This window comes from Pseudoxanthomonas sp. YR558, from assembly GCF_900116385.1.
GTDB lineage: Bacteria > Pseudomonadota > Gammaproteobacteria > Xanthomonadales > Xanthomonadaceae > Pseudoxanthomonas_A.
Map to the genome: position 1 here is coordinate 594790 of NZ_FPCI01000002.1, position 25065 is coordinate 619854.

Genomic DNA, 25065 nt, shown 5'->3' on the forward strand with positions numbered 1-25065 from the left:
CAGCCAAGCCACGGCCCAGCCATCGGTAAGCCGCCGCCGCAGACGCTCTCCAGGGCCTCATCGGCTCCGGCACAGCGCCATCGTCCATGGCAAGGGCGAGGCAACCTGCACGATGTCGAAGCGTCTGCCGAGGAACTTCAGAAAGCCCTTACGGCTCCAGTGATTGAGGTGTCCAGGGGTGTTCCCCCAGTCGGCGAGATACTTGCCTCGAGCCATGTTCATCACTCGCCATATCGGCTCGCGCGGCACACTGGTCAGCAACCAAGGGGATGCCAGTTCGGCCAGCGTGTCCAGCCCGGCCTCGGGATCGTCGAGATGCTCGAGTACTTCGCAGCAGACGACCAATGGGCAGGCATCCGCCGGGGTCAGGCTCTGGATGCCCTCGACGCGGAAACTGATATCGACGCCCGCCAGTTCGGCGCGCCGACGTGCCTCGTCGACGACCTCGCCCGCAATGTCGCACCCCTTTACGCGGCGTCCTTTGCGAGCGAGCCTGATCGAGAGTTCCCCTTCGCCGCAACCGACTTCGAGCGCGTCGCCTGCAGGGACATGTGCGGCCAGCCGATCAAAGTCCGACAGAAAGCCGTGCATCAGCTGTCGCGCAATCGGGTTGCGGGTACCGTATTTGTCGTAGTGGTTGCCGGCTGGCTGACTGATCGGAAGGTTCACGGCGATCGCTCCTGCGACGGGCTGGACACCGCGCGCTGTTCCAGGCGTTTCAGGCGCCAGTCGATGCGTTCGAGCAGTCGGCGATTCACGCCGATCAGGTCGGCGATGAATCCCATCATGACCAGCAGGAAGCCGATGATCACGCAAGCGGTGGCGAGAATCGCCGATTGCACGTGGCCTGCGCCTTCCCCGATGAACTTGAAGTAGAGGTACCAGCTGCCCATGCCGAGACCCGCGGCGAAGAAGACGCCCGAGGCCATCCAGAAGAATGTGAGGGGCCGGTAGGTCGCGAAGATCCGGACGATCGTGGAGGCAGAGCGCCAGACGTAGCGGGAAATGCTCCTCACGAGGCGGGACGGCCGCAGATCCGGGTTCGTGCGGATCGGGATCGAGACGACGCGGATGTTGCTTTGGCCAGCCTGGATGATGGTTTCCAGGGTGTAGGTGTAGGAGCTGAAGACATTCAGCCGCATCGCCACATCGCGGGTGAACGCGCGAAATCCAGAGGGCGCGTCGCGCACCGAGGTTCCACTGGCCAGTCGCACGACGGCGCTGCCCAGCGACTGCAGCTTCTTCTTGATCCAGGAGAAGTGCTCCGTGTCCGCGATTGGCCTCGCGCCGATGACCATTTCGGCCTTGCCATCCAGGATTGGACGAATCAAGGCTTCGATATCGCGGGCATCGTACTGGTTGTCCGCATCCGTGTTGACAATGATGTCCGCGCCCCGGTCGATGGCCGCCTGCAAGCCGGTCATGAACGCGGCGGCGAGGCCCTGGTTCACCGGGTGGCGGACAACGTGCTGCGCGCCTCGCTCTTGGGCAACGAGCGCGGTGTCGTCGGCCGACCCATCATCGACAACAAGCCACTCGACTTCGTCGCATCCCGGTAACGTTCTGGGGAGGTGCGACAGCGTTACGGGCAGCGATTCGGCCTCGTTGTAACAGGGAATCTGGATGACGATCTTCATGGAGCCGGAGCGTCCTGTGGCGCGGTGGTGGCCGATGATGCAGGTGGAGAGGTCGCTGGCGAGGCTTGTCCAAGCCTCGCTCGTTGCAGATCGCCTTCCAGTCCCGATACCAAGTCATCGTACGCGCCCACGCGGTTGGCTCGTCGGATCACGTCCAAGCCGCGCTCGGCATCGTCCAGGCGCCCAAAGAGGATCTGTGCGCGAACCAGGTTGCTCAGCGTGATCGTGTTGCCTGGCTCCAGCCGCACGACTTCCGCGAACAATGCGAGCGCCCGCTCCGGGCGCCGCGCCAAGAAGGTTTCGAACTGTGCTGCAAGATCCACCCACAACGGGCCGGGGTGCGGGCGCGACATCACCACGGTGATCGCTGCTTCCAGTTCGACAGGCTGGTAGTAGCAGCGCCCTGCGATTTGGCACTGCATCAGGACCATCACAGCAGAATAGTCGCTGACATTGGGCGTGCGCGTGGAAAGCTTGTGGGTCAACGAGGTCCACCAGTCGGGATCCGGCACCTGGTTGGTCCTATTGGCATCCAGGATAAGGGCTGCATCGCACTGCGTATCGGCCGTTGGCATTCGACGGCAACGTTCCAGGGCCTGCCGTGCTTCCCGCCGTAGCGGTGATGCTTTGTCCTCACCCGCCTGGGTCAAATAATTGTGGGCAAATTCGTACTGGGCGCGGGGGGATTCCGGTCGTTTGCGCGCTTCCGACAACCCCAGACGGCTCGGATCGCCCCACTCCACAGAACGCAAGGCCGTCGAGAACGTGTAGAAGCCCAACATCACCAGTGCGGCGGCGATCAGCGCTCCCCGGCGCGAGACGAACTGCGCGTAGAGCGTCGGAACCAAGGCCAGCAGCAGACCCATCGCGGGGAAGTAGTTGCGATGCTCAAACACCAACTCCAGCGGGATGATGGTGCCGGTCAGAAGGTGCCCGCCGAAGAACCAGGCGATGCCGAGGCTAAGCATTGGGCGCCGATGGCGCTGGAGCGCGGCAACTACCACTAGGCCGAGGATGACCAGGATAGCCAGCAATGTCGACGGCGGCGACATCAAACCCCTCGATAGCAATACATCGTCGTGGTAGAGGGTCAGGTCGTTGGGTTGGGGCAGGAGCGTCCACTGCATGTAGTGGAGCATTACCCGGCTTTCGGTCAGCAGGCGTTCCGCGATGGTGAACGGGCGCGCATAGCTCTGTTCGGTGCCGAGCCAGGTCGACAGCCAATACATTCCAACAAACAAGGGAACCATCAACAGCGCGGCATAGAGCTGCACGATGGGTCGCCTCAGGGGGCGGCTTCTCGGGTCCTGGAAGAACACGATCTCGATGCAGGCGGTATAGAGCGGAAGCAGGATCGCCGATTCTTTGGCAAGCAGGCCCAGGAGGGTGGGGACGATCAGTGCCGCGGCGAGGCGAAGAGGGCTGCCGCGACCGAGCAGCAGGTTCATACGTTCGCGTAGATACCAGGCTAGGCCGGCGAGGACGAACAGATTGCAGAGCGATTCCAGGCGCTGCGAGACATACAGCACGCCGGTCAGGTTGATCGGTAGGCACAGCCAAAGCGCGGCCACCAGCAGAGCCACCCAGCGCTGGCTTTCGTCGGGGAGCGCCTGTTCCGGGCGCTGTGCGGTCCACAAAGCGAACAATCCGCGCGAGACCTTGTAGACCAGCCATCCATTGAGCAGATGAATGGCCAGGTTAACCAGCTTGTAGCCGAACGGATCCAGCCCATGGGCGATGTGATTCGCGGCAAAGCTGAGCATGGTCAGCCAGCGGCCCTGATGGGCGGACGGGAAGGACATCGCCGCCCGTACCCAGTCGCCCAACGCCCAGCGCTCGACGTGGAGGTCCCTGTTGGCCACGATGAAGCTGAAGTCATCGAAGACGAATCCGCCTGCCAAGCCGGGCCAGTAGATGGCGGCGGCGAGGAGGGCCGTCAGCAGGCTTGCCAGTCGAAAGCGCCAGCGGGCGGTGTCGCGCGGCGGGCCAGAGAGCAGAGCCGGATTCGAAGGCAAGCGGGCGGTTCCGGAAGAGCGGCTGCGCATTATGTCAGCCCCAGAAACAGGAACCCCGGCTTGCGCCGGGGTCCTGGATACAGCGCGGTGCAACCAGCCTTAGCGGCAGGAGGCCGGGGCGCAGGCCGAACCCGAGGTGCAGGTCCAGTTGACCTTGCCGGTACCCGTGGCCGGGGTCAGGGTGAACACCGGGTCTGCGGCGCAGCCCGTGTTCTTCGTGGTCACGGTGATGACGCCGGCGGCGATCTTGATGCTGGCCACGTACTTCGAGGTCGCAGCGGTGTAGCCAGCGGCGGTCGAGGTGGGCGGCAGGGTCTTGCCGTCGGCCGAACCCAGGGTGGCTTCAGACACGGCCAGCTTGGCCGGGGCGGCCATGTTCAGGCCTTCGGCGGCGCGGGCGCGAGCCAGGTAATCCTGATAGGCCGGGATGGCGATGGCCAGCAGGATGCCCAGGATGGCGATGACGATCATCAATTCGATCAGGGTGAAGCCCTGCATGTTCTTCTTCATAACAATTCCCCTTTCAGGATTTGGCTTGGTTGGTAGGGACACACAAGCCCCGTGTCCCTAGCGTTGGACCGTGGGCGCCGCGCTTACGGCTGCACGTGGCTAGGTATATGGAGCAGGATGTGTGCCAACTTTCAGAGCCCCCAGCGGTTCCCCCAAACCTTCCCCGGTATGGAACCCAGACGCCGAAGTCGGGGCGGACTATCGCATCATTTGGGGGTGATGTGTATCCGGACCGTGGGTCATTCCTGCGGGCGATCACAGATTGGAAATCGGCGTGTTTGCCGCCTCCTTGCAGGGATGTTCCAACTGCGCAGCCCGTCACGGGAAAATTTTGTCACTTTGTGACGTTCCGCGTCACTCGGGTTGATAGGCCACAACCCGGCCTCATGCCGGGAACGCCCCGGTGGATGTTGACGGAGTAGACACTGTGACGTGGTGACCGGGCTTGAGTATGCTGCCGGCGGGGAATGTCTCTAGGACTCATATGCGGAACGCAGCGCTTGGCCGTGCCCTGATCGGCCTGTTCATCGTGTCCGGCTTCGCCGGGCTGATCTACCAATCCATCTGGTCTCACTACCTCGGGTTGGTCCTGGGCCATGCCGCGTATGCCCAAACGCTGGTTCTCGGGATTTTTATGGGGGGCATGGCGCTGGGTGCCTGGCTGGCCAGTCGGCGCAGTACGGGTTGGCGCAACCTGATCCTCGCTTACGGCATCATCGAGCTGATCATCGGCTTCATTGGATTGGTCTTCCATCCACTGTTTGTTGCGTACGTCGACTTTTCCCAACAAACGGTACTGCCGACGCTGTCTTCGTCCGTAGCGGGTCACGCGTACCAGTGGCTCAGCGGCGCGTTGCTGATGGTGCCGCAATGCATTCTGCTCGGCATGACCTTTCCCATTCTTAGTGCGGGCTATCTGCGGTTGGCGCCCAACAATGCCGGCGAAGTGCTCGGTGGGCTCTATTTCAGCAATAGCCTTGGCGCGGCGCTGGGTGCGCTTGCGACAGCGTTCCTGCTGCTGCCGGCCCTGGGTATGCCGGGCACCATGATGACCGCGGGTTTGCTGAACATTCTTGTGGGTCTCGGCGCCTGGTTGGTTTGGAAATCGGTGGATTCGGATCCACAAGCGGAGTCTCCGGCGGCTGAGTCTGCCGCCCCGGCGATTGCCAGCGGTGATGCGAGTGGCGTGGATATCCGCAGGCTCTCCCTCGTGGTGCTGGTGGCTTCCTTTATCACCGGGGCGACGTCCTTCATTTACGAGATTGGCTGGGTCCGCTTGCTGAATCAGGCGCTCGGCACCACGATCCATTCGTTCGAACTGATGCTGGCAGCCTTCATCCTCGGCCTGGCGTTCGGCGGGTTGTGGGTGCGCCGCAACGCCGCGCGCATCGTCGACGCCATCCGTTACGCGGCCTACGCGCAGGTCTTCATGGGCCTGGCCGCGTTCGTCTCGGTGGTGGTGCTGGGCCGGTCGTTCCATTGGGTCGGCTGGATGATGCAGTCGCTGTCGCGGACCGACAACGGATACACCTTGTTCAGCGCTGGCAGCGCGTTGATCTCGCTGCTGGTGATGTTCCCGGCCGCCTTCTTCGCTGGCATGACGCTGCCGCTCTTCACGCTGGCGCTCCTGCGGCGCGGGGGTGGCGAGAAGCAGATCGGCCGCGTGTATGCGACCAATACGCTGGGTGCCATCATCGGCGTGCTGGTGATGGTGCACGTCCTGATCCCGTTGATGGGCGTTCGCCTATCGATCATTTTCGCGGGTGTTGCGGATGCGGTGCTGGGCCTGTACCTGTTGCACGCGATCAGCCCCAAGCCCCGCTCGCTGGGCCTTGTGTTGGCGAGTGTCGCGACGCTCGTGGTCGGCGGCGCCACCCTGGTATGGGGGCAGCACGATCCACGTGCGTTGGTCGCCGGTGTTTTCCGTACCGCACGCGCAACGGTTTCGGATCAAGTGAAGATTCTCTACTTGCATGACGGTAAGACCGCCACGGTTTCGAGCTCCGTGGGCCCGGACGGTATCGTCAACATCTCTACGAACGGCAAGCCCGATGCTTCTCTGATCCCGGACATGGCGGGAGCGACCACCGCGGATGAGGTCACGATGATCATGGCCGGCGCGCTGCCGCTGGTGATGCATCCCAAGCCCGAGGAGATCGCGGTGATCGGCTGGGGATCGGGCCTGACGACGCATACGTTGTTGGGTAGCTCGGTGCCGAAGGAAGTCCACACGATCGAGATCGAGCAGTCGATGCACGACGCGGCGCGCAATTTCGGAACGCGTGTCGCTAGAGCGTACGACGATCCGCGCTCGAAGCTCCACATCGACGACGCGCGCACTTACTTCTCGATGGGCAACAAGAAGTTTGACGTCATCGTGTCCGAGCCTTCGAATCCGTGGGTCAGTGGCGTCGCAAGCCTGTTCACCGTGGAGTTCTACGACTTCCTTCGTCGTCACCTGAAGCAGGACGGCATGCTGGTGCAATGGGTGCAGGCCTACGAGCTCAACGACGAGCTTCTGGGTACGATGATCGCCGCGTTGGTCCAGGTGTTTCCGGATAGCGATCTGTATGTCACCAACGCAGGCGACTTCTTGATCCTGGCGCGCACGGGCAAGTCCTCAGAGCCCAACTGGTCGGCGATCATGCAGGGGCCGTTGATGCAGGAGCTTCCGCGTGTGGGTCTGCGCTCGCCGCAAGAGTTCGCAATGCGGCGGATCGGCGGCCCGGAAGTGCTGGCAAATTTTGTGCGCGTCGCGGGGGCGGGACCTCACTCGGACTTCTTCCCGGTCGTGTCGTTGAACGCGCCGAAGAGTCGCTTCAAGCAGGAGTCCGCACTATCGTTGCTGGACCTTGTAGATAGCGGCATGCCTGTTCTGGAGGTTCTGGATGGCAGGCGGGAGGTATCCGCCGACCTGAGTCAGTACGACGTTCACTCACGCTTTGCAAAGTCGAAGCGGGCCGCGCTAGCGGTGCGCGAGACGTTGCTGCAGCGAAAGCCGGCGACGGCATTGTTCGGTGACGACCCCAGCCTGCTGCCGCAGGCCATGGCTTTGCTGCAACAGTCTGCGCAGCCTGTGCCGGAGCAGGATCTGCTGCTATGGACGCGACTCGCATCGTCGATCGCCGAGGGCACGTTGGCGCAGCTGCCTGCGGAAGAGCAGGTCGGCGTCTGGATATCGCCCGCATGGATCGCCCGCGAGGGGCAGCCTCAGGCAGTGCTCGATGTGCTGGATGCGCTGGCGGCGGGCGCTGCACGTGATTGGGAGCGAGTGTTACCCGCTGCGGTCAAGGTGTTGACTTATTCAGATGAGCAAGTCAGCCCTTTCCTTAAGGAGCAGATGCTCGTTCTTGCGCAGCTCGGCGCTTTGGCTCAAGGCGATGCCGCGCAGGCGACCGCGTTGAGCAAGCAGTACGAAGAAACGTTGCCGCCATCCCCGCGCCTGATGTACGTGCGTCGTTACCTTGATGTGTGGCAGCGCGCGCTTTCGACCGGTGCGGCGAGGCAATCCTCAGCGCGCTGACGCTTACCGAGAGCGTAACCAGGCATCCCGGCCGGGATGCCTGGTCGCCTACTCCATCCCCAGCTTCTTCAGCTTGTAGCGCAGCGCCCGGAAGGTAATGCCAAGCTGGGCGGCGGCCTTGGTCTTGTTCCAGCGGTTTTCTTCCAGAGCCTTCTGGATGGCGGCGCGTTCGAGTTGCTCAATGTAGTCGGGCAGGGCGCCTGCGGCGGGGTCTACGTCCACGGCGCCGGGGGCGTCGCGGATGACTTCGCCGGGACTGAAATCGACGCCGAACTTCTTGCCGGCCGGGGCCTGGGGTAGGTACAGGTCGTCGATCTCGATGCTGTGGCCTTCGGACATGGCGAGGGCGCGCTCGAGGATGTTCTCCAACTCGCGCACGTTGCCGGGGAAGGCATAGCGGCCCAATGCCTCCATCGCCTCGGGCGATACCGAGGGCGACATCCGACCATGCTGGTTGGCCAGGCGTTCGAGAATCGCGCTGGTCAGCTGGGCCAGGTCGCCGGTGCGCTCACGCAGCGGCGGCACCCGCAACTCGATCACGTTGATGCGGTAGTACAGGTCGTGGCGGAAGCGACCGTCGGCCGCCAGCTCGCCGAGGTCCTTGTGGGTGGCCGACAGGATGCGGACGTCCACCTGCACTTCGCTGGACGCACCCACCGGGCGGATGGCCTTCTCCTGGATCGCGCGCAGCAGCTTGACCTGCATCGGCAGCGGCAGTTCGGCGACCTCGTCGAGGAAGAGGGTTCCGCCGTTGGCCGCCTGGAACAAGCCCTGCTTGTCGGCATGCGCGCCGGTGAAGCTGCCTTTCTTGTGGCCGAAGAACTCGCTTTCCATCAACTCGGCGGGGATGGCGCCGCAGTTCACCGGCACGAACGGGCCCGACGCGCGCGCGCCCTGCTCGTGGATGGTGCGGGCAACGAGCTCCTTGCCGGTGCCGGACTCGCCCATGATGTAGACGGGCGCCTGGCTGCGGGCGACCTTGCCGATCGTTTCGCGCAGGGACGCCATGGCGGCAGAGTTGCCCAGCAAGCGGCTGGCCTGCTCCGGCGGGGGAGGCGGGGGCGGGGCGCGCTCGGCGTTGTTGAGTTCCAGTGCGTGCTTCACCAGGCCGCGCAGCACGGCCAGGTCGACCGGCTTGCTGACGAAGTCGAAGGCGCCAGCTTTCAGGGCCTCGACTGCCAGCTCGATATTGCCGAAGGCGGTAATCATCGCCACCGGCGTATTCGGATAGTTGCGCGAAATCTCGCCCACCAGATCGATGCCGTTGCCGTCGGGCAGGCGCATGTCGGTGAAGCAGAGATCGTAGGTATTGCGGGTCAGCAATTCGCGGGCTTCGCCCACGTTGGCTGCGGTGTCGATGCGCAGGCCCATGCGGCCCAGCGTCAGCGTCAGCAGCTCACGAATATCGCGTTCGTCGTCGACGATCAGGGCGCTACGGCTTTGATTCATGCATCCCCCTCATGCCCCTGTACGGCCAGTGTAACGGCTGAATGTTAATCATGATAGGCGAGCGCCGCGGGGCGTCCCGCTCAGGCCGGCAACAATGCGTGCGGACCTGGGAGGGTGATGCGGAAGCAACTGCCGCCGCCGGGTACGGGTACGTACTCCAGCGTGGCTTGGTTGGCACGGCACAGTTCGCGCGCAATGTAGAGGCCCAGCCCGGTACCGTGCTCGGAGGTGGTGAAGAAAGGGCGGAACAACTGGGCGGCCACCGCCTCCGGGATGCCCGGGCCGCGGTCCATCACGTCGATGGTCGGCCGACCCTCCGCGTTGAACACCCGCAGGCGCACCCGCGCCGATTCGCCCGGCAGGCGGCCGTAGTTGAGTGCGTTCTGCACCAGCACGGTGACGACCTGCTGCAGATGGCGGGGATCGACCAGCGCGGGAACCGGCCGGGCGCCGATGATGGGCTCCAGCGTATCGGTCTCGATCGACAGGGTCTGCTGGTACTCGTCGACGAAGCGGCGGACGAAGCTGTTGAGGTCCACGTGCTCCGGCGTCGCGCGTTCCCGGCGGGCCAGGCCCAGCACGCTTTCGACGATGCCGTTGGTGCGCTGGCATTGCTGGTGAATGATCTGCAGCAGGCGACGGTCGCCGTCGGTGACTTGCTGGGATTCCTCCAGCAGCTGCACGGCATAGTTGATCGCAGCTAGGGGGTTGCGGATTTCGTGCGCGAGGCTGGCCGAGAAGCGGCCGAGGGCCGCCAGGGTCAGGGACTCGGCGCGGCGGGAGACTACGGTGGCATCGTCCAGGAAGATCAGTGAAGTCTCGCTGTCCGCCAGCAGGCGGGCGAATCGGGGCTGGACCTCCGGTTGCTCCGGCGATAGTTGCATCGGCGATTCGTCCGTCTGCCAGCCATTGCGCCAGCGCTGCAGGCGACGGGCAAGCTCGGGCGCGGCGTGCAGCAGCGAAACGCCTTTCCCGTCCGTGCCCTGGCCATCGGCTCCATCGCCCAGCAGCAAGCTCGCGGCTTCGTTGGCCAGCTTGATGTGGTTGTCGGCATCGACCACCAGCACGCCGGTGCGCATGCGCCGGATGATGAGTTCGTTGACTTCGAACAGGTTGGCGACTTCCTCGCCGCGCTTGTCCGCCAATGCCTGGCTCGTCCGCGCTTTCTGGCCGGCCTGATGGGCCAGGTAGGCCAGCGCCAGATAACTGACCGCGAACATGATGACCTCGGCCACCGAGCGGCTCGTCGTGCTGTCGTGGGACAGGGTGAAGAAGTACTCGCCGAACAGCGCCGCGATCGCGATCAGCGCCACCAGCAATGCCATCCGCGTGGAGGGTAGGAGCAGGGCTGCCGCCGATACGTTGAACAGCAGCATCATCGCGATGCCGGCGGTGGCGCCGGGCAGGGCATGGGTCGCCAGGGCGGCGGCCGCGACATCGATGCAGACGCTCGCAAAGACGATCCACGTCAACCAGCCGACGTTGCGGCCCACGAAGAACAGGACGAGGGCAAGGACCAGGTAGCCGATGGTGACGGCGGTGCCGAGCTCGGCGTGCCTGGGCTGGCCCAGCACTTCGCCGAGGGGGCTGAACAACAGTGCAGCCAGAATTCCCGCTTCCAGAAGCCGGTACAGCGCGAAGAAATACAGCTCGCGGCGCGGTACCGATTCGATGCGGGACAGGAGCGACTGGGCCTGGCGCAAACGCGTACTTCCCCTGTAGCGAGGCCCACAGTATAGGCATGACGGCCCCCGCATGGCCCAGCGAGTCCTTTTCCACCAAAGGCTTAGACCCGAGGTTTTGCGCCCCCCGCCCCGGTCGGCGACAATAGGGGGCTTGCCCACGACACTGCCCCTGGCACTGGCCGTGGGCGATGTCTTCTGTTCCCTACCCACGGTGACGCATGAATTTCCACGAATATCAGGCCAAGCAGCTGCTGGCCGAGTACGGCATCCCGGTCCCGGCCGGTAAAGTCGCCTCCACGGCGGACGAAGCGGTCGCAGCCGCCACGTCCCTCGGCAATGGCCCCTGGATGGTCAAGGCCCAGATCCACGCAGGCGGCCGCGGCAAGGCCGGCGGCGTCAAGTTCTGCAAGACCACCGACGATGTGAAGGCGGCTGCCGCCAAGATGCTCGGCACGAAGATGGCCACCTACCAGACCGCCGGCGTCGAGCTGCCGGTCAATCTGGTGCTGGTGACCACCGCCGGCGAGATCGTCAAAGAGCTGTACCTGTCGGTCCTGGTGGACCGCGGCACCCGCACCATCACCTACATCGCCTCGTCCGAGGGCGGCGTGGAGATCGAGCAGGTCGCGGCCGAGACGCCGGACAAGATCCACAGCCTCAATGTCGACTTCGTCGAAGGTGTGCAGCCGTACCAGGGCCGCGAGTTCGGCTTCAAGATGGGCCTGACCGCCAAGCAGGCCGGCCAGTTCGCCAACATCATGGTGAACCTGTACCGCATCTTCAACGAGAAGGACCTGGCGCTGGTCGAGATCAACCCGCTGGCGATCCTGGACGACGGCAACCTGTACGCGCTGGACGGCAAGTTCAACAGCGACGACAACGCCAGCTTCCGCCACAAGGACCTGGTCGCCATGCGCGACAAGAGCCAGGAAGACGAGACCGAAGTGCTGGCCTCGGAGATGGACATCAACTACGTGACCATGGACGGCAACATCGGCTGCATGGTCAACGGCGCCGGCCTGGCGATGGCCACCATGGACGTCATCAAGCTCAACGGCGGCGAGCCGGCGAACTTCCTCGACGTCGGCGGCGGCGCCAACAAGCAGCGCGTGATCGAGGCGTTCAAGCTGATCCTGTCTTCCGACAAGGTCGAGGGCATCTTCGTGAACATCTTCGGCGGCATCGTCCGCTGCGACATGATCGCCGAGGGCATCATCGCTGCGGTGAAGGAAGTGGGCGTCAAGGTGCCCGTCGTGGTCCGCCTGGAAGGCACGAACGTGGAAGAAGGCAAGCAGCTGCTGCGCGACAGCGGCATGGCCATCATCCCGGCCGACAACATCAACGACGGCGCCAAGAAGGTCGTTGAAGCGGTCAAGGCCGCCGCCTAATCCACGTCACCGAACCAGGAATCTTCCATGAGCGTTTTGATCAACAAGAACACGAAGGTGATCGTGCAGGGCTTCACCGGCCAGCAGGGCACCTTCCACGCCACCCAGATGATCGAGTACGGCACCCAGGTGGTCGGCGGCGTGACCCCGGGCAAGGGCGGCACGACCCACATCGACCTGCCGGTGTTCGACACCGTCGCCGATGCCGTCAAGAGCACCGGCGCCGATGCGTCCGTCATCTACGTGCCGCCGCCGTTCGCGGCCGACGCCATCCTCGAAGCGGCTGCGGCCGGCATCAAGGTCATCGTCTGCATCACCGAAGGCATCCCGGTGCTGGACATGCTGCGGGTCAAGAACGTGCTGACGCGTGCCCATCCGGACACGGTGCTGGTCGGCCCGAACTGCCCGGGCGTGATCACGCCGGGCGAGTGCAAGATCGGCATCATGCCGGGCCACATCCACATGCCCGGCAAGATCGGCATCGTCTCGCGCTCGGGCACGCTGACCTATGAAGCGGTCAAGCAGACCACCGAAGTGGGCCTGGGCCAGTCGACCTGCATCGGCATCGGCGGCGACCCGATCAACGGCCTGAACTTCGTCGACTGCCTGAAGCTGTTCAACGAAGACCCGCAGACCGAAGGCATCATCATGGTCGGCGAGATCGGCGGCGACGCCGAGGAAGCCGGCGCCGAGTACATCAAGCAGTTCGTCAAGAAGCCGGTCGTGGGCTTCATTGCCGGCGCGTCGGCCCCGGCCGGCAAGCGCATGGGCCATGCCGGTGCGATCGCCAGCGGCGGCAAGGGCACGGCGGAAGGCAAGTTCGCCGCCATGGAAGCCGCCGGCGTCACCACGGTGCGTTCGCCGGGCGACCTGGGTGCGGCCATCGCGGCCCGCCTGAAGAAGTAAGGCCAGCCGCCACCGGCCTCGCAGAAAGCCGCCTCCGGGCGGCTTTCTGCGTTTTCCGGCTCCTTAAACCTTCCCGCACGAACGGGCATCGTAGTCAGTATGCTGAATGCAACCGTCATGGAACCCATCGCCGACAGCCCCTCGCCGGATGCGGCCGCCGCCGTGGACATCGCGTTAGCGCGGTCTGCCGCGGGCGGCGACACCCAAGCCTTCGAGGCGCTCTATCGTCGCCACGCCGGACGCGTGCACGGCGTCATCCAACGTCTGGTGGGCTTCCACGGCGTCCGTGCGGAGGACCTGACCCAGGAAGCTTTCGTGCGAGCGTGGCAGGCGCTGCCGGCCTTCCGGTTCGAAAGCGCCTTTGGCACCTGGCTGCATCGGCTGGCCGTGAATACCGCGCTGATGGAGTTGCGCAGCCGCCGCAACGGTCCCCGCTTCGACGAGGACGAGGACGCCATCGAGGGACTGGGCCTGGCCGACAGTGCGGGGCAGACCACGGCCCTGTCGATGGACCTGGAGCGGGCCGTCGCCACCCTGCCGCCGCGCGCCCGCGCAGTCCTGGTCCTGTACGACGTCGAAGGCTGGAAGCACGAAGAGATCGCCGCCGAGCTGGGCATGGCGGTAGGCAGTTCGAAGGCCCAGTTGCACCGTGCGCGGCACTTGCTGCGCGAGCGCTTAGGAGTACACGCATGAATCCCCACGATCCCACTTCGCCGTCCGATGACGCATTGCGCTGGCAATTGCGCGCGCTGCGCCAGGACACGCCGCCAACGCGCGACCTGTGGCCCGACATCGCCGCGCGACTGGCATCGGCACCCCAGCACGCCGCCGCACCGAAGCGACGGGCGCTGGCACCGTTCGCGCTGGCCGCCTCAGTGCTGTTGGCCGTTACCGTGACGTGGCAGCTGCAGCGTACGCCTACCGGCGATGCGGTGATCCAGCGCGAGGCTGCCGCCCTGACCCGCGACTACACCGGCGCGCTCGCGCAGTTGGATGTGCAGGCCAAGGGTTCGCCCGAGTATGCCCCGGCGCTGCATGCGCTGGATGAGAGCGCGGCCGAGATCCGCCATGCCATCGCCACCGATCCCAACGCGCGCTTCCTGCTTGACCAACTGCGCCGTACCTACGCCCGTCGCCTGGTGTTGACCCAGCGCGCGGCCATGACCTGAGGAGTTCCCCATGCGTACGACACTTTCCTTCTCCCTGCTGCTGGCGATGGCGCTGGTTGCGCCCACGGCACTCGCCCAGACCGCCATCAACGAGACCCGCCCGTTGGATGCGCGCGGCCGCGTGGACATCAGCAACCTCAAGGGCCGCATCGAAGTGCGCGGCTGGGAGCGCAACGAAGTGCAGGTTACCGGCACGCTCGGCAAGGGCGTGGAGAAATTGGACATCGACGGTTCTGGCCCGCAGGTCAGCATCGAGGTGCGCTACCCGAAGAACAACGGCTGGGGCGGCGAAAAGACCGGTCCGACCGATCTGGTGGTGATGGTGCCGCTGCGTGCCGATCTGGATGTCGAGTCTGTGGCCGCCGATGTGCATGTAACCGGACTGGCGTCCAGCGAGCTGTCCATCAGCACGGTGAGCGGCAACGTCGTGGCCGCCGCCGCCCCGCGAAAGGCCGACGTTGAGACCGTAAGCGGCAATGCCACCCTGACGCTCAACAGCGACGATGTCGATGTCGCCACCGTGAGCGGTTCGATCTTGCTGCGTGGCCGCCTTGCCGGCGAGATCGACGCAGAGACGGTGTCCGGACGTATCGAAGTGATCGTCAACGGCGAGAAAGTCCGCGACTTGGGCGCAAGCACGGTCAGTGGTCGCGTGGAGGTCAGCACCGACGTGGCGCCTGCAGGCGAGATCAGCATGGAATCCGTCAGTGGCGACCTGATCCTTCGCCTGCCGAAGAACGTGTCCGCGCAGGTGAGCGGAGAGAGTTTCAGCGGCTCGCTCAAGGCGACAGGTGTGACCATCGAAAAGCGTCGTGGGCCCGGATCGAGCTTCACGACGCGCTACGGCGATGGGAGCGCGCGCGTGAGTGTGGAGACGTTCTCCGGCAGCGCCGAAGTGCGAGTCGAGTAACACTCAGAACGTCATCGGAATCTGACGGGGCCGCGACACCGCATCGCGGCCCCGTTGCGTTTTATGAATAGGCGTCCTCGCCTCGCAAATGGGATCCGCCCGACGTGCGGCATGTCAGCTCCACTTTCGTTGCACTCGAAACTGTTTCGCAAGTAACTGATATGGCAAGAAAAAACGCTTTTTTCTCAGAAAATCAGCGGGTTCTTTTCATCGCCGTAAAATTTACGTTATCCTTCGGACACCAGTCGCTGTCATTCATGCGTCTGAACCATTGGCCTGGGCCGCGAGGCTTTGGCTTTACTGATGAACATTTGGAGAGAGAGCCTCTAATGACTAACCTCAAGAAGCTGCCCAACGCGATCAAGTTTGCGTTGTTCGCCAGCGCCGCCTCGCTGGCTACGGGCAATGCGTTCGCCCAGGAAGCTGCCAGCAGCGATACCGAAGCCAAGACCCTGGATCGCATCGAGGTCACCGGCTCCCGCCTGAAGCGCGCCGACATCGAAGGCGCTGTGCCGGTCATCGTGATCGACCGCGCCAGCATCGACGCTTCCGGCGACGTGTCCGTGGCCGACGTGCTGCGTGACAGCACCTTCGCTTCGTTCGGTAACTTCAAGCCGCAGTCGGGCAGCTCCGCTCAGTCGCTGGCGAGCATCGACCTGCGTGGTCTGGGTTCGGGCCGTACGCTGGTGCTGATCGACGGCCGCCGTGCCCCGACCAACCCGATGTCGGCTTCGTCCGGTACGGACGTCAACGCCATCCCGCTGGCTGCTGTTGAGCGCATCGAAATCCTGTCCGACGGCGCCTCGGCCGTGTACGGCTCCGACGCGATCGGCGGCGTGGTCAACATCATCCTGCGCAAGGACTTCAACGGCGCCGAGCTGCGTTACGGCAAGGGCCAGACCAAGGTCACCGGTGGTGATCTGGAAGACGCCTCCGCCGTGTTCGGTGTGTCCAGCGACCGTGGTCGCCTGGTCGGCGGCGCGTCCAAGTCCAGCCGCGGCATGGTCTTCACGCGTGACCAGATCGGTGGCCAGACGCTCGGCGTCTCCATCTACGGCAACAACGTCTACAACCCGAACACCCGCACCGTCGGCGCCGTTCCGGGCTTCGACTGCACCGGCACGTTCTGGGCGCAGCCGAACGGCCGTTGCTCGTTCGACTTCAACTCGGTCGCCGCCAACGAAGCCTCGGTGGACAACACCTCGGTCTTCGCCTTCGGCGAGTACCAGATCAACGACGACTGGAACGTCTACCTCAGCGCCACCAACACCCGCGTCGAGTCGTTCGGCCGTTATGCGCCGGTCCCGGGTCTGGTGTGGGCGTCGGAAGGCACCTCGCAGGACCTGTGGGTGGGCGATGGTCGTCCGACCTACTACTACCACCGCTTCGCTGCGGCCGGTAACCGCGACAACTTCACCACCGCCAACAACGCGGACTTCCTGGTGGGCTTCCAGGGCCAGCTGACCGACAAGATCGCCGTCGAGTTCGGTGCCCGTCGCACCAACTACAAGTACAACGAACTGGGTTACGGCTACATCATCCAGAGCCTGGCCAACCAGCAGATCGACGCCGGTAACTACCTGCTGACCGACCCCTTCGGTGCCAGCCAGCAGACGCTGGACTCGTTCACCGCCACGATCGGCCGCGACTCCTTCTTCAAGACGAAGGAATGGTTCGGTAACGTCTCGTTCGACCTGTTCGAAATGGGCGGCGGCATCTCCAACGCCATCGTCGGTGCCGAATACCGCGAAGAGCAGTACCAGGACATCTACGACTCGCTGTCGCGCGCTGGCGTGGTGCTGGGTTCGTCGGGTGGTTCGTCGGCCGGTGGCCGCGAAGTCTCCTCGGCTTACTTCGAGTGGCTGTTCCCGTTCACCAGCTCGTTCGACGTGACCGTCGCCGGTCGCTACGACAAGTACAGCGACTACGGCAACGATTTCTCGCCGAAGGTCGCTGCGCGCTGGCAGCCGCTGGATAACCTGACCTTCCGTGGTTCGTACGGCCAGGGCTTCCGCGCCCCGGGTCTGGATATCCTGACCGCCGCCCGTTCGTTCTCGGCCGAGCCGGTGCAAGATCCCGCCAGCTGCGTGTTCGCCGGCCTGAACGCCGACTGCACCAACGGCGGTGGCGTCCCGCAGTCCGTGCAGGTCGACACGTTCTTCATCGCCAACCCGGGCCTGTCGTCCGAGCAGTCCACGCAGTGGAGCCTGGGCGTGGTGTATGACCCGGTCGACTGGCTGGACCTGTCGCTGGACTACTACAACATCGAGGTCGAGGACAACATCTCGCAGATCTCGGCGCAGGACATCATCAACAGCGATCTGGATCCGGACACCTACGGCGCCATCCCGGCCGGCCTGAGCATCACGCGTGACCCGGTCACCGGTCGCGTGCTGGAGATCATCGCGGGTTACGGCAACGTGGGTACGCTGAAGACCGACGGTTACGACTTCCGCGCTAACACCGATTTCGACTTCGGTGGCGCCGGCAAGCTGAAGAACCGCCTGTCGGTTTCGTACATCAACAAGTACGAGATCACCGACGTCAGCGGCACGATCGACTACGCCGGCCGCCTCGGTACGCCGGACCTGCGCGCCAACCTGCAGAACGAGTGGTCGCTGGGTGACTTCAGCGCGATCTGGGGCATCAACTACATCGACGGTCAGCAGACCCCCGGCGGCTTCGGCGTCGGCGGCTACGCGACCAACGATCTGCAGCTGTCCTGGAAGGCCCCGTGGAACGCAACCATCGCTGTTGGTGCCACCAACATCGGTGACCGTTATCCGGAGCTGGTCGCCTATGACGGCCGTCCGTGGAACTTCTACCTGTACGATGCGTACGGTCGCACCACCTACATCCGCTACACGCAGCAGTTCTGATAAAGCTGTAGTACGGTGTTTTGGAAGGCCCCGGAAACGGGGCCTTCTTTTTTTGGGGAGTAAGGGAGACGTGTCGCGCCCGAAGTGTCAGCATGCGTCCTTGATCGGAGGTCTACGATGAGCAGTGATGGCGAAGCCACCCGTAGGCAAGCGTGGACGGCGTACTGGGCAAGTGGTCGCCTCCACTCCTGCGCGGACGCGTCCGATCGGAATTACGAGGGTGCCATAGGTGAGTTCTGGCGCTCGCACTTTTCCCAAGGTGCGGGAGGAACGAGAATCCTTGACGTCGCTACCGGCAATGGGCCGCTTCCGTCGTTGATGCACGACCTGCTCGGCGATGCCGTCGAGATTGATGCCGTCGATCTGTCCACCGTTGCGCCTGCCTGGCACGACCCCGTCCTCCATGCGCGCATCCAATTCCATTCCGGCGTGCGTATCGAAGCGTTGCCATTCGGCGACGCCAGTTTCGATCAGGTCGTCAGTCAGTACGGATTCGAGTACGCGGATCGCGAAGCTGCGCTGGCTGAGTGCGATCGTGTGGCGCGTCCCAACGCGCGTATCGCATTGGTGATGCATCACACGGAGTCGGTGCTGATGAAAGTCGGGCGTGAGGAACTGGAGCACCATGCATGGCTGCGCACCGAAGAAGGACTTCTTGTGGCGGCCTCGAACGTGGTTCCCTTTATCGCCCGCATTCGAGAGGGGGCTACCCCGACGAGCGCTGCCAGGGCGGCGCGCGGTTTCTACAATCAAGCCATGGCTGTGCTGGCGCAGCGTGCGGCGGTCTCTGTGGCGCCCGATCTACTGCTGGAGGCGCGCGACGCGATCCATCGTCTGGTAGCGAGTGTCGGGCGAGATCCGTCGCCTGCGATCCATGCGCTGCAGGCGTATGCAGCGGAACTGGACGACGCTCGGCTGCGCACAGCGGAAATGGTGGATCACGCGCTTGATGACGCGGCGCTGGAGGAATTGAGTCGCCGCTTCTCCGTGCTTAGGCCCGATGCAGAAATTTCGTCATGCGTGCTCCGTCAAGCCGAAGGCATCGTGGGTTGGGCTTGGGTAGCCGGTCCATCGGACATGGCGGGATAGGTATCCGGCTCCAGGACGTCGAGCAGTGGCCCGAGATACGCCTCGTAGTGCCGCCAGCGACCGATAGAGCGGGTATAGATCGGTTGCTTGACCTGCCAGCGACTCGGCGTCTGCACGCCGCGCTCGTTCTGATGGAACTCCAGGCAGGCTGGATCCCAGGGCAGGCCGGCAAAATCGATGATCGTGCGGGCCCAGGGTTCCGGATCGCGCGCTAAGTCCTCGTAGGTCAATTCGAGGATCGGCAATGGAACCGAATTCTGCCAGTGCCGCATCAGTCGCGTCTGGAAATTGATGTAGTGTCCGATCGCGCCCAAGTCGTTCGCCAGGCGTTCCTCAAGCGCGAAGTTCTCGCTGTACACCGATACCGCGATGTCGCGGGGATCGCGCCGGCACCAGACGATCCTCGCGTTCGGAAATAGCAGCGAGATCAGCCCGAGCTCATGGAAGTTCAAGGGTAGCTTGTCGACCAAGCGTAGCGCGTGTTCCGGTGCACCGCGGGTGGCGGCCCGCAGGTAGCGCTGGCTGGCTGCCTCCAGCGCATCGTGGCTCAAGGTCTCTACGCATTCGGGCCAGGTCGCGCCGGGGCCGATACTCCCGGGGAGATTGCGCACGATGAGGCCGATGTCCGGTAGCTCACCGCAGCCGAATCCGGACGGATGCGCGGCGAGAATCTGCTCGGTCAGCGTCGTGCCGCTACGCGGCATGCCTACGATGAACAAAGGGCGAGGGTCGGGATTACCTGGCCAGCGACCATGAATCGCCTGCAGCCGCTCTGCTGTCAACGTCTCCATCATCGTGACGATCTGTCGACCGAACGTGTCCAGGTTAGCGGGCCCAACCATGCGCTGCCGCGCATCGTTGGCTTGCCGCCAGCACTGCATCGCATCGGTATAGCGTTTGCGGCCGTCCATGACCTTGCCCAGTTCGTAGCCCAGTAGGGCGCGATCCGGGTCGGGTAACGCCGGGTCGTCCAGTAACCTCTCCGCGTGCTCGACCAAAGTATCGTCCGCTTTGGCGCGATCCAGTCCAAGCAGACCGCTCAGCGGGAATGCCCAGCCGGGCCGCACCAGCAGCGCATCGTGATATGCCTGCCTTGCGGCGTCGCGATCGCCCTGATCCTCGGCAGTCTGCGCGAGTGCGACCAGCACATCGCTCGGATCTTCGGCCGTGATCGCAGCAGAGGCCAGCAGTGCCCTCGCTTCCTCGTGACGTCCCAGACGATTGAACGTCTCCGCCAGCCGGAGCGCCGTGCGGGGCTCGCCTGGCCGCGCATCGTTCAAGGCTTGCAGCAGCGGAAGCGCATCGTCCGGATATCCTGCATGGAACTCCGACTCGGCGAGTGTCTCCAGGATGCGCACGTGACCGGGCGCCAGCGCATGCGCTTCGCGGAGTGGCGCCAACGCTTCCGCGTGCCTTCCGAGACGTTGCAGAGTGACGCCCAACAGGCGGCGCCCTTCGGCGTTCTGCGGCTGTGCAAGCAGGCTTGCACGGAAGTGCACCACGGCTTCTACATGACGACCCTGATGGGCGAGCAGGCAGGCGAACTGGAATCGTAGTTCGTCGTCATTGGGTGCGAGTTCCACGGCACGCGCCATCGCTGCAAGGGCGAGCGTTGCGTTGCCGAGACGCAAGGCGGCGTGCGCCACGAAGCGCTGAAGCGTCGGATCGTGTCCTTCGGACGAGGAGGCTTGTTCGAGCCAATATAGAGCGGTATCGACCTGACCCGCGCGCTCGGCGGCGACTGCCTGATGGATGGCCGCAGCGGCCGAGCCTTGCTTGTTCATCTCGTCGAGGTCGCCAACACAGCCCTTATTGTCTTACAGCGACACGGGCCAGGTGGAGAAATCCACCGTAGACGGCAGACATCGCGCGAATGAGGATCAGAGATCCTGTTCGTACCGCACGTAGGGCACGGTGCCTTCGTCGGCATTCTCGTTGGTCAGCGAGAAGGGGTTCTTGCCGCGGGTGATGACGTTTTCCGCGCCCACGGTCAGCTGGCCGCTCCATGGCGTGCGCCAGGTCAGACCCAGGCCCAGGCCTTCCCACTTGCCGGGCTGGCCGGGCACGTCGACGACACGGCCGATGATATTGGCACTGAAGGGGCCATAGCCGCCGCCCACGGTCAAGCTGCGGGTGTTCCAGCGGTCAGCGAAGGCGGGCAGGTCGGAGGCGGGCACGAGCGTGGCCTTGGCCACGGCGCCACCGATCGACACGAAGCCTTCGCGGCCGATGTTCTTCTGACCGAACACGGCCAGATCGTTCTGTTCAATGCGGCCGGTCGCGCGGCCCGAAGAGAGCCAAGCGGGCAGCGTATCGCGACCGGTGCCGGCCGACAGGCCCAACTTGCCGCCGGGGCGACTCAGCACCGCCGAGGCGCCTATCCGCTGGCTGTCCGTGTCGTCGTCGTCGTCGCCCAGCGTGGCGAGCATGCAGTGGCTGGCGAGGTTGCCGATGTTGCCGACCACACCTGCCTTGCGGTTGCAGACCAGACCGAGCGCGTCTCCGCTATCCAGACCGAAGGCGGTGGTCAACGTGTTGCGGCCCAGACGCCAGCGGGCGCCGGCCTCGGCCTCGCCGGTGGGCTCCAGCAGCAGTACCGCCTCGACCTTGCCGTCGTTGTTCCAGATGGGGAGGGCCGTGGCCTGAGGCTCCGCAATGGGCTTGCGCGGCGCCTTCTGCGCATGCGCATCCACCGCTACGCCGGAGGCGAGCAGCAGGGCAAGCGACAGTGTCAGGCTACGCAGGTTCATGGCTCGCTTCAGACTCCTAAGGACAACCCGGAGTTCCCCTCCCGAAGGGGAACTGATGCTATGCCGTTTATGTTTCTTTAACAAGTCCCCGGGGGCGGCTGCCCGACCGCCGGATCACTGCAAACGACCCGGCGCCTCCACATCGACCGGCGGCAGGCTGAAAAGTTCCGCGATCTGCGAGGGGGTGAACCGGTATTCCTGCCCACAGAACTCGCAACGGACTTCCGCCACGCCATCGGCCAGAGCGGCCGTTGCTTCTTCTTCCCCCAACGATTGCAGCATGCTCGCAACCCGCTCGCGGGAACAAGAGCATCCGAAGCGAACTGGGCTCTCTGTCAGGATTTGCGGGGCTTCCTCGTGGAACAGCCGGTGGAGCAGTTCCCGGGTGGGAACGGCTAGGAGCTCGGGCTCGCCCAGGGTCTCGAATAGGGCGCCGGCCCGGTTCCAGCCATCGGCGTCACCCTCGTCCCCAGGCAGCTTCTGGAGCATCAGACCGCTGGCGCGGCTCTCGTCGACGGCGAGCAGTAGGCGAGTCGGCAGTTGCTCGGACTGACGGAAGTAGTCCTCAAACGCCTCGGCCAGTCGGCTGGCCTGCAGGCCGACCAGGCTCTGGTAGCGCTGGGGCTCGCGCGGGTCTAGGCCGGGATTTTCGATGGTGATGGCCAGTAGGGCTTCTTCGCCAAGGTCCTGGAGATCGCGGGGCGCGTCCAGACCGTCCTGCACCTGGACGATGCCGCGCACCGTGCCTGTCGCCGTGCATTCGGCGAAGAGCGTGCGCAGGGCGCCCTGGCTGCGGAGCTGGATCGACAGGCGGCCGTCGACCTTGGTGTGTCCTGTGAACAGCGCGGCGGCGGCTACCGCTTCGCCGAGGAGTTCGCGCGCGGCGGCCGGGTAGTGGGCGCGGCCCGCGACGGTCTGCCAGGTCTCGTCCAGGCGGACCGCCACGCCGCGGACGCCGGCGGCAGGAAGCAGGAAGCGGGTCAGGGTGTCGAGGTCGGTGCTCACAGTTCTCCGAGGTCGGCGCCTTCGCCGTAGTAGGCCATGATGCCTTCCACGGTATGGGCGACCAGCTGCCTTTCCAAGTCGGTCAGCATCGGGTGCCAAACGTCGAAGATGAGGACCACGCGCAGCCGGTCGCTGAAGTTCCAGGCCTCGTGCTGGATGGTGTCGTCGAACATCACCAATTCGCCCGGTTTCCAAACGTGCGTTTCGCCGCCTACGCGCAGGGCGCAATCCGGCGGGATGATCAACGGCAGATGGACCGTCAGACGGGTATTGGTTGCGCCATTGTGGGGTGGGATGTGCGTGCCTGGCTTCAGGGCTGAAAAGAACGCGACCGGCGCCCGGTTGGAAATCGTGTTGAGCGGGGCATGCGTGAGCAGCGTCCCTTCAGTTCGCGGGCACAGGTCGGCCTGTGCGTCGATGCGTCGGCCGTTGCGCCAGAGGAAGTAGGCACCCCAGTCGAGCTTGCGGTCCAGCGTCGCGAACTGCCCCATGGGTTCGCCTGCAGGCGTTTGCACGTAGGGTTCGAACGAGCGCTGCTGAGCGAGCAGTCCCTCCAGCTCCGCCAGGATCTCGGGAAATGCGGATTCGACCCGTGGCACCCAGTCGTAGTCCTCGCGATGGAAGAATGGAATGGCAGGCAGGCGAGGGAAGGGGAGTGTCAACGGGCGCGCCGTCACGAAGGCACGACGTCCGGTCACGATATCCAGGCAATGCTCGAACCGCTCCAGTTCGCGCGGCGATCCCGTGCGCGTCGCGCCCTGCATGTGCGAGGTAAGGAAATCACGCAGCTGCGCCTGGTTGGCGCTGATCGCGGCATTGGCCTCGTTAATCAGGGCCTGCATATGAGGCGCCTGCATGAAGGCGGGCGGCATGTAGGACATGGCCGACGACCACGCAGAGGCGGACTCCCGTTCGCGCCCCAAGCCTTGCAATAGTCGCGCCTTCTCCACGTGAGCGCCCCACGCGGTGGGCTCCGCGTCGATGGCTTGCTTGATGGCGGTCAGCGCCTGGGTCCGATCGCCTCGGGCTGAGTGGACGCGCGACAGGTTGGCATACGCCATCGCCGGCTGCGGCGAGACGGCGGCGGCGCGTTCCAGGAAGCGCTGCGCGTCGGCCAGATCGCCCCGGGCCAAGTGGTACGTCCCCAGACCGTTGAGCGCGGGCGCCGTATCGGGGAATTGCTCCAGTGCCTTTCGCCAGCAGCCGGCCGCCTTCTCCGGCTGGTTCTGCTGGGACCACCAGTTCGCCTGCTCCAGCAACTGCTTCAGGGCGTCGGGCATGGCCGAGAGCGGCGGAGATGACATGGTGGCGAGACAAGAAGGGGCGGCAGGTCGCAGAATAACGAGAACTGAACACTTGGTGTCGGTAACTTGAATTACAGCAGCCCCGATGCTTCCCGCCCTCGTAAGGCCCGCCGCTGGTTTCGCTGGTTGCTGGCGGCCCCTTTTCTGTTCGCCGCCGCCAGCATCCTGCAGGTGGCGGTGCTGCGCTTCGTCGATCCGCCTTTTACGGCGTTCATGGCGGCACGCCAGATCGAGGCGTGGGGCGAAGGTGAATGGGGGCTCCGTCTGGCGCACGACTGGCGCGACTTGGACCAGATGGCGGCGAGCCTGCCGGTTTCGCTGGTGGCGGCCGAAGACCAGAACTTCGCCGCCCACCATGGCTTCGACCTGGCTGCCATCGAAAAGGCACAGGCCCACAACAAGCGGATGACGGCGCGCGCCGAGAAGCGCGGCCGTCCGGCCACGCGCCTGCGCGGTGCCAGCACGATCAGCCAGCAGGTCGCCAAGAACCTGTTCCTGTGGCAGGGCCAGAGCCGGGTGTCGCGCTGGGCGCGCAAGGGCCTGGAGGTCTGGTACACGCTGCTGATCGAGACGCTCTGGCCGAAATCGCGCATTCTTGAGGTGTACGCCAACGTGGCTGAGTTCGGTAACGGCGTATACGGTGGCCAGGCGGCGGCCGTGCGTTTCTTCAACAAGGATGCGGCGCGCCTGACACCCGCCGAGAGCGCCCGCCTCGCGGCGGTGCTCCCGGCGCCCCGGCGCTACAACGCCGCGAACCCGGGCCCCTACGTGCAACGCCGTGCGCGCTGGATCCAGCGACAGGTGGGGCAGTTGGGTGGCAAGGCCTATCTGGAGAGCCTGTAACGC

19 protein-coding genes are annotated in these 25065 nt (G+C 64.7%); 9 read left to right on the forward strand and 10 right to left on the reverse strand.

From position 1 onward, the window contains the following. Positions 1-57 precede the first annotated feature (57 nt). The 4 genes from BM365_RS14355 to BM365_RS14370 all read right to left on the reverse strand — a co-directional run bounded on the left by BM365_RS14355 (position 58) and on the right by BM365_RS14370 (position 4162). Positions 58-669: a class I SAM-dependent methyltransferase gene (locus BM365_RS14355; protein ID WP_199186241.1), complete on the reverse strand. Its 612-nt coding sequence runs from the start codon at positions 667-669 to the stop codon at positions 58-60. Then, complete coding sequence (locus BM365_RS14360; RefSeq protein ID WP_093490200.1) at positions 666-1637, reverse strand: glycosyltransferase family 2 protein; 972 nt, start codon at positions 1635-1637, stop codon at positions 666-668. The genes BM365_RS14355 and BM365_RS14360 overlap by 4 nt, the downstream gene beginning before the upstream one ends. After that, positions 1634-3682 (reverse strand): tetratricopeptide repeat protein, encoded by a 2049-nt coding sequence (locus tag BM365_RS14365; RefSeq protein ID WP_093490201.1) that lies wholly within the window; start codon positions 3680-3682, stop codon positions 1634-1636. The genes BM365_RS14360 and BM365_RS14365 overlap by 4 nt, the downstream gene beginning before the upstream one ends. A gap of 69 nt (positions 3683-3751) precedes the next feature. Next, complete coding sequence (locus tag BM365_RS14370; protein ID WP_093490202.1) at positions 3752-4162, reverse strand: pilin; 411 nt, start codon at positions 4160-4162, stop codon at positions 3752-3754. Positions 4163-4646: 484 nt separating this feature from the next. Here BM365_RS14370 and BM365_RS14375 point away from each other — a divergent pair, with 484 nt between their 5' ends. Next, positions 4647-7685, forward strand: coding sequence for a spermine/spermidine synthase domain-containing protein (locus BM365_RS14375; RefSeq protein WP_175502097.1), 3039 nt, complete (start codon positions 4647-4649; stop codon positions 7683-7685). 48 nt (positions 7686-7733) lie between these two features. Here BM365_RS14375 and BM365_RS14380 read toward each other — a convergent pair whose 3' ends face one another. After that, positions 7734-9134, reverse strand: a complete 1401-nt coding sequence (locus tag BM365_RS14380; RefSeq protein ID WP_093490204.1) for a sigma-54-dependent transcriptional regulator — start codon at positions 9132-9134, stop codon at positions 7734-7736. Between the two features lie 80 nt (positions 9135-9214). After that, positions 9215-10837, reverse strand: a complete 1623-nt coding sequence (locus tag BM365_RS14385) for a sensor histidine kinase (RefSeq protein ID WP_093490205.1) — start codon at positions 10835-10837, stop codon at positions 9215-9217. Positions 10838-11037: 200 nt separating this feature from the next. Between BM365_RS14385 and sucC the strand changes: the two genes are divergently transcribed. The 7 genes from sucC (at position 11038) to BM365_RS14420 (ending at position 19160) form a co-directional block, all read left to right on the forward strand. Further along, on the forward strand, positions 11038-12207 hold the full coding sequence (gene sucC, locus BM365_RS14390; RefSeq protein ID WP_093490206.1) for an ADP-forming succinate--CoA ligase subunit beta: 1170 nt from the start codon (positions 11038-11040) through the stop codon (positions 12205-12207). A gap of 27 nt (positions 12208-12234) precedes the next feature. Further along, the gene (gene sucD / locus BM365_RS14395) at positions 12235-13113 is read left to right on the forward strand and encodes a succinate--CoA ligase subunit alpha (RefSeq protein WP_056878046.1); all 879 of its coding nucleotides are present in this window, start codon (positions 12235-12237) and stop codon (positions 13111-13113) included. A 117-nt stretch (positions 13114-13230) separates the two neighbouring features. Next, entirely contained in the window at positions 13231-13806 is a 576-nt protein-coding gene (locus BM365_RS14400; RefSeq protein ID WP_233210816.1) for an RNA polymerase sigma factor, read from the forward strand. Then, positions 13803-14282, forward strand: coding sequence for a hypothetical protein (locus BM365_RS14405; protein ID WP_093490208.1), 480 nt, complete (start codon positions 13803-13805; stop codon positions 14280-14282). Before BM365_RS14400 ends, BM365_RS14405 begins: the two co-directional genes overlap by 4 nt. A 10-nt stretch (positions 14283-14292) precedes the next feature. Further along, positions 14293-15192 carry a DUF4097 family beta strand repeat-containing protein gene (locus BM365_RS14410; protein ID WP_093490209.1) on the forward strand — a complete coding sequence of 300 codons (900 nt, stop codon included), beginning with the start codon at positions 14293-14295 and terminating at the stop codon, positions 15190-15192. A gap of 329 nt (positions 15193-15521) precedes the next feature. Then, positions 15522-18071 carry a TonB-dependent receptor plug domain-containing protein gene (locus BM365_RS14415; protein ID WP_093490210.1) on the forward strand — a complete coding sequence of 850 codons (2550 nt, stop codon included), beginning with the start codon at positions 15522-15524 and terminating at the stop codon, positions 18069-18071. A 117-nt stretch (positions 18072-18188) separates the two neighbouring features. Then, on the forward strand, positions 18189-19160 hold the full coding sequence (locus BM365_RS14420) for a class I SAM-dependent methyltransferase (RefSeq protein WP_093490211.1): 972 nt from the start codon (positions 18189-18191) through the stop codon (positions 19158-19160). Here the strand turns inward: BM365_RS14420 and BM365_RS14425 are convergent. From BM365_RS14425 to BM365_RS14440, 4 genes are all read right to left on the reverse strand, one after another. After that, positions 19100-20944 carry a tetratricopeptide repeat-containing sulfotransferase family protein gene (locus BM365_RS14425; protein WP_093490212.1) on the reverse strand — a complete coding sequence of 615 codons (1845 nt, stop codon included), beginning with the start codon at positions 20942-20944 and terminating at the stop codon, positions 19100-19102. The genes BM365_RS14420 and BM365_RS14425 overlap by 61 nt on opposite strands. A gap of 96 nt (positions 20945-21040) precedes the next feature. After that, on the reverse strand, positions 21041-21904 hold the full coding sequence (locus BM365_RS14430) for an XOO1806 family protein (protein WP_093490807.1): 864 nt from the start codon (positions 21902-21904) through the stop codon (positions 21041-21043). A gap of 120 nt (positions 21905-22024) precedes the next feature. Continuing rightward, a complete protein-coding gene (locus tag BM365_RS14435) occupies positions 22025-22915 on the reverse strand; it encodes an Hsp33 family molecular chaperone HslO (RefSeq protein WP_093490213.1) in 891 nt (296 codons plus the stop codon). After that, positions 22912-24195, reverse strand: a complete 1284-nt coding sequence (locus BM365_RS14440) for an aspartyl/asparaginyl beta-hydroxylase domain-containing protein (RefSeq protein ID WP_158253484.1) — start codon at positions 24193-24195, stop codon at positions 22912-22914. Before BM365_RS14440 ends, BM365_RS14435 begins: the two co-directional genes overlap by 4 nt. Before the next feature lie 90 nt (positions 24196-24285). Here BM365_RS14440 and mtgA point away from each other — a divergent pair, with 90 nt between their 5' ends. Continuing rightward, on the forward strand, positions 24286-25062 hold the full coding sequence (mtgA, locus tag BM365_RS14445; protein ID WP_093490215.1) for a monofunctional biosynthetic peptidoglycan transglycosylase: 777 nt from the start codon (positions 24286-24288) through the stop codon (positions 25060-25062). Positions 25063-25065: the final 3 nt, after the last annotated feature.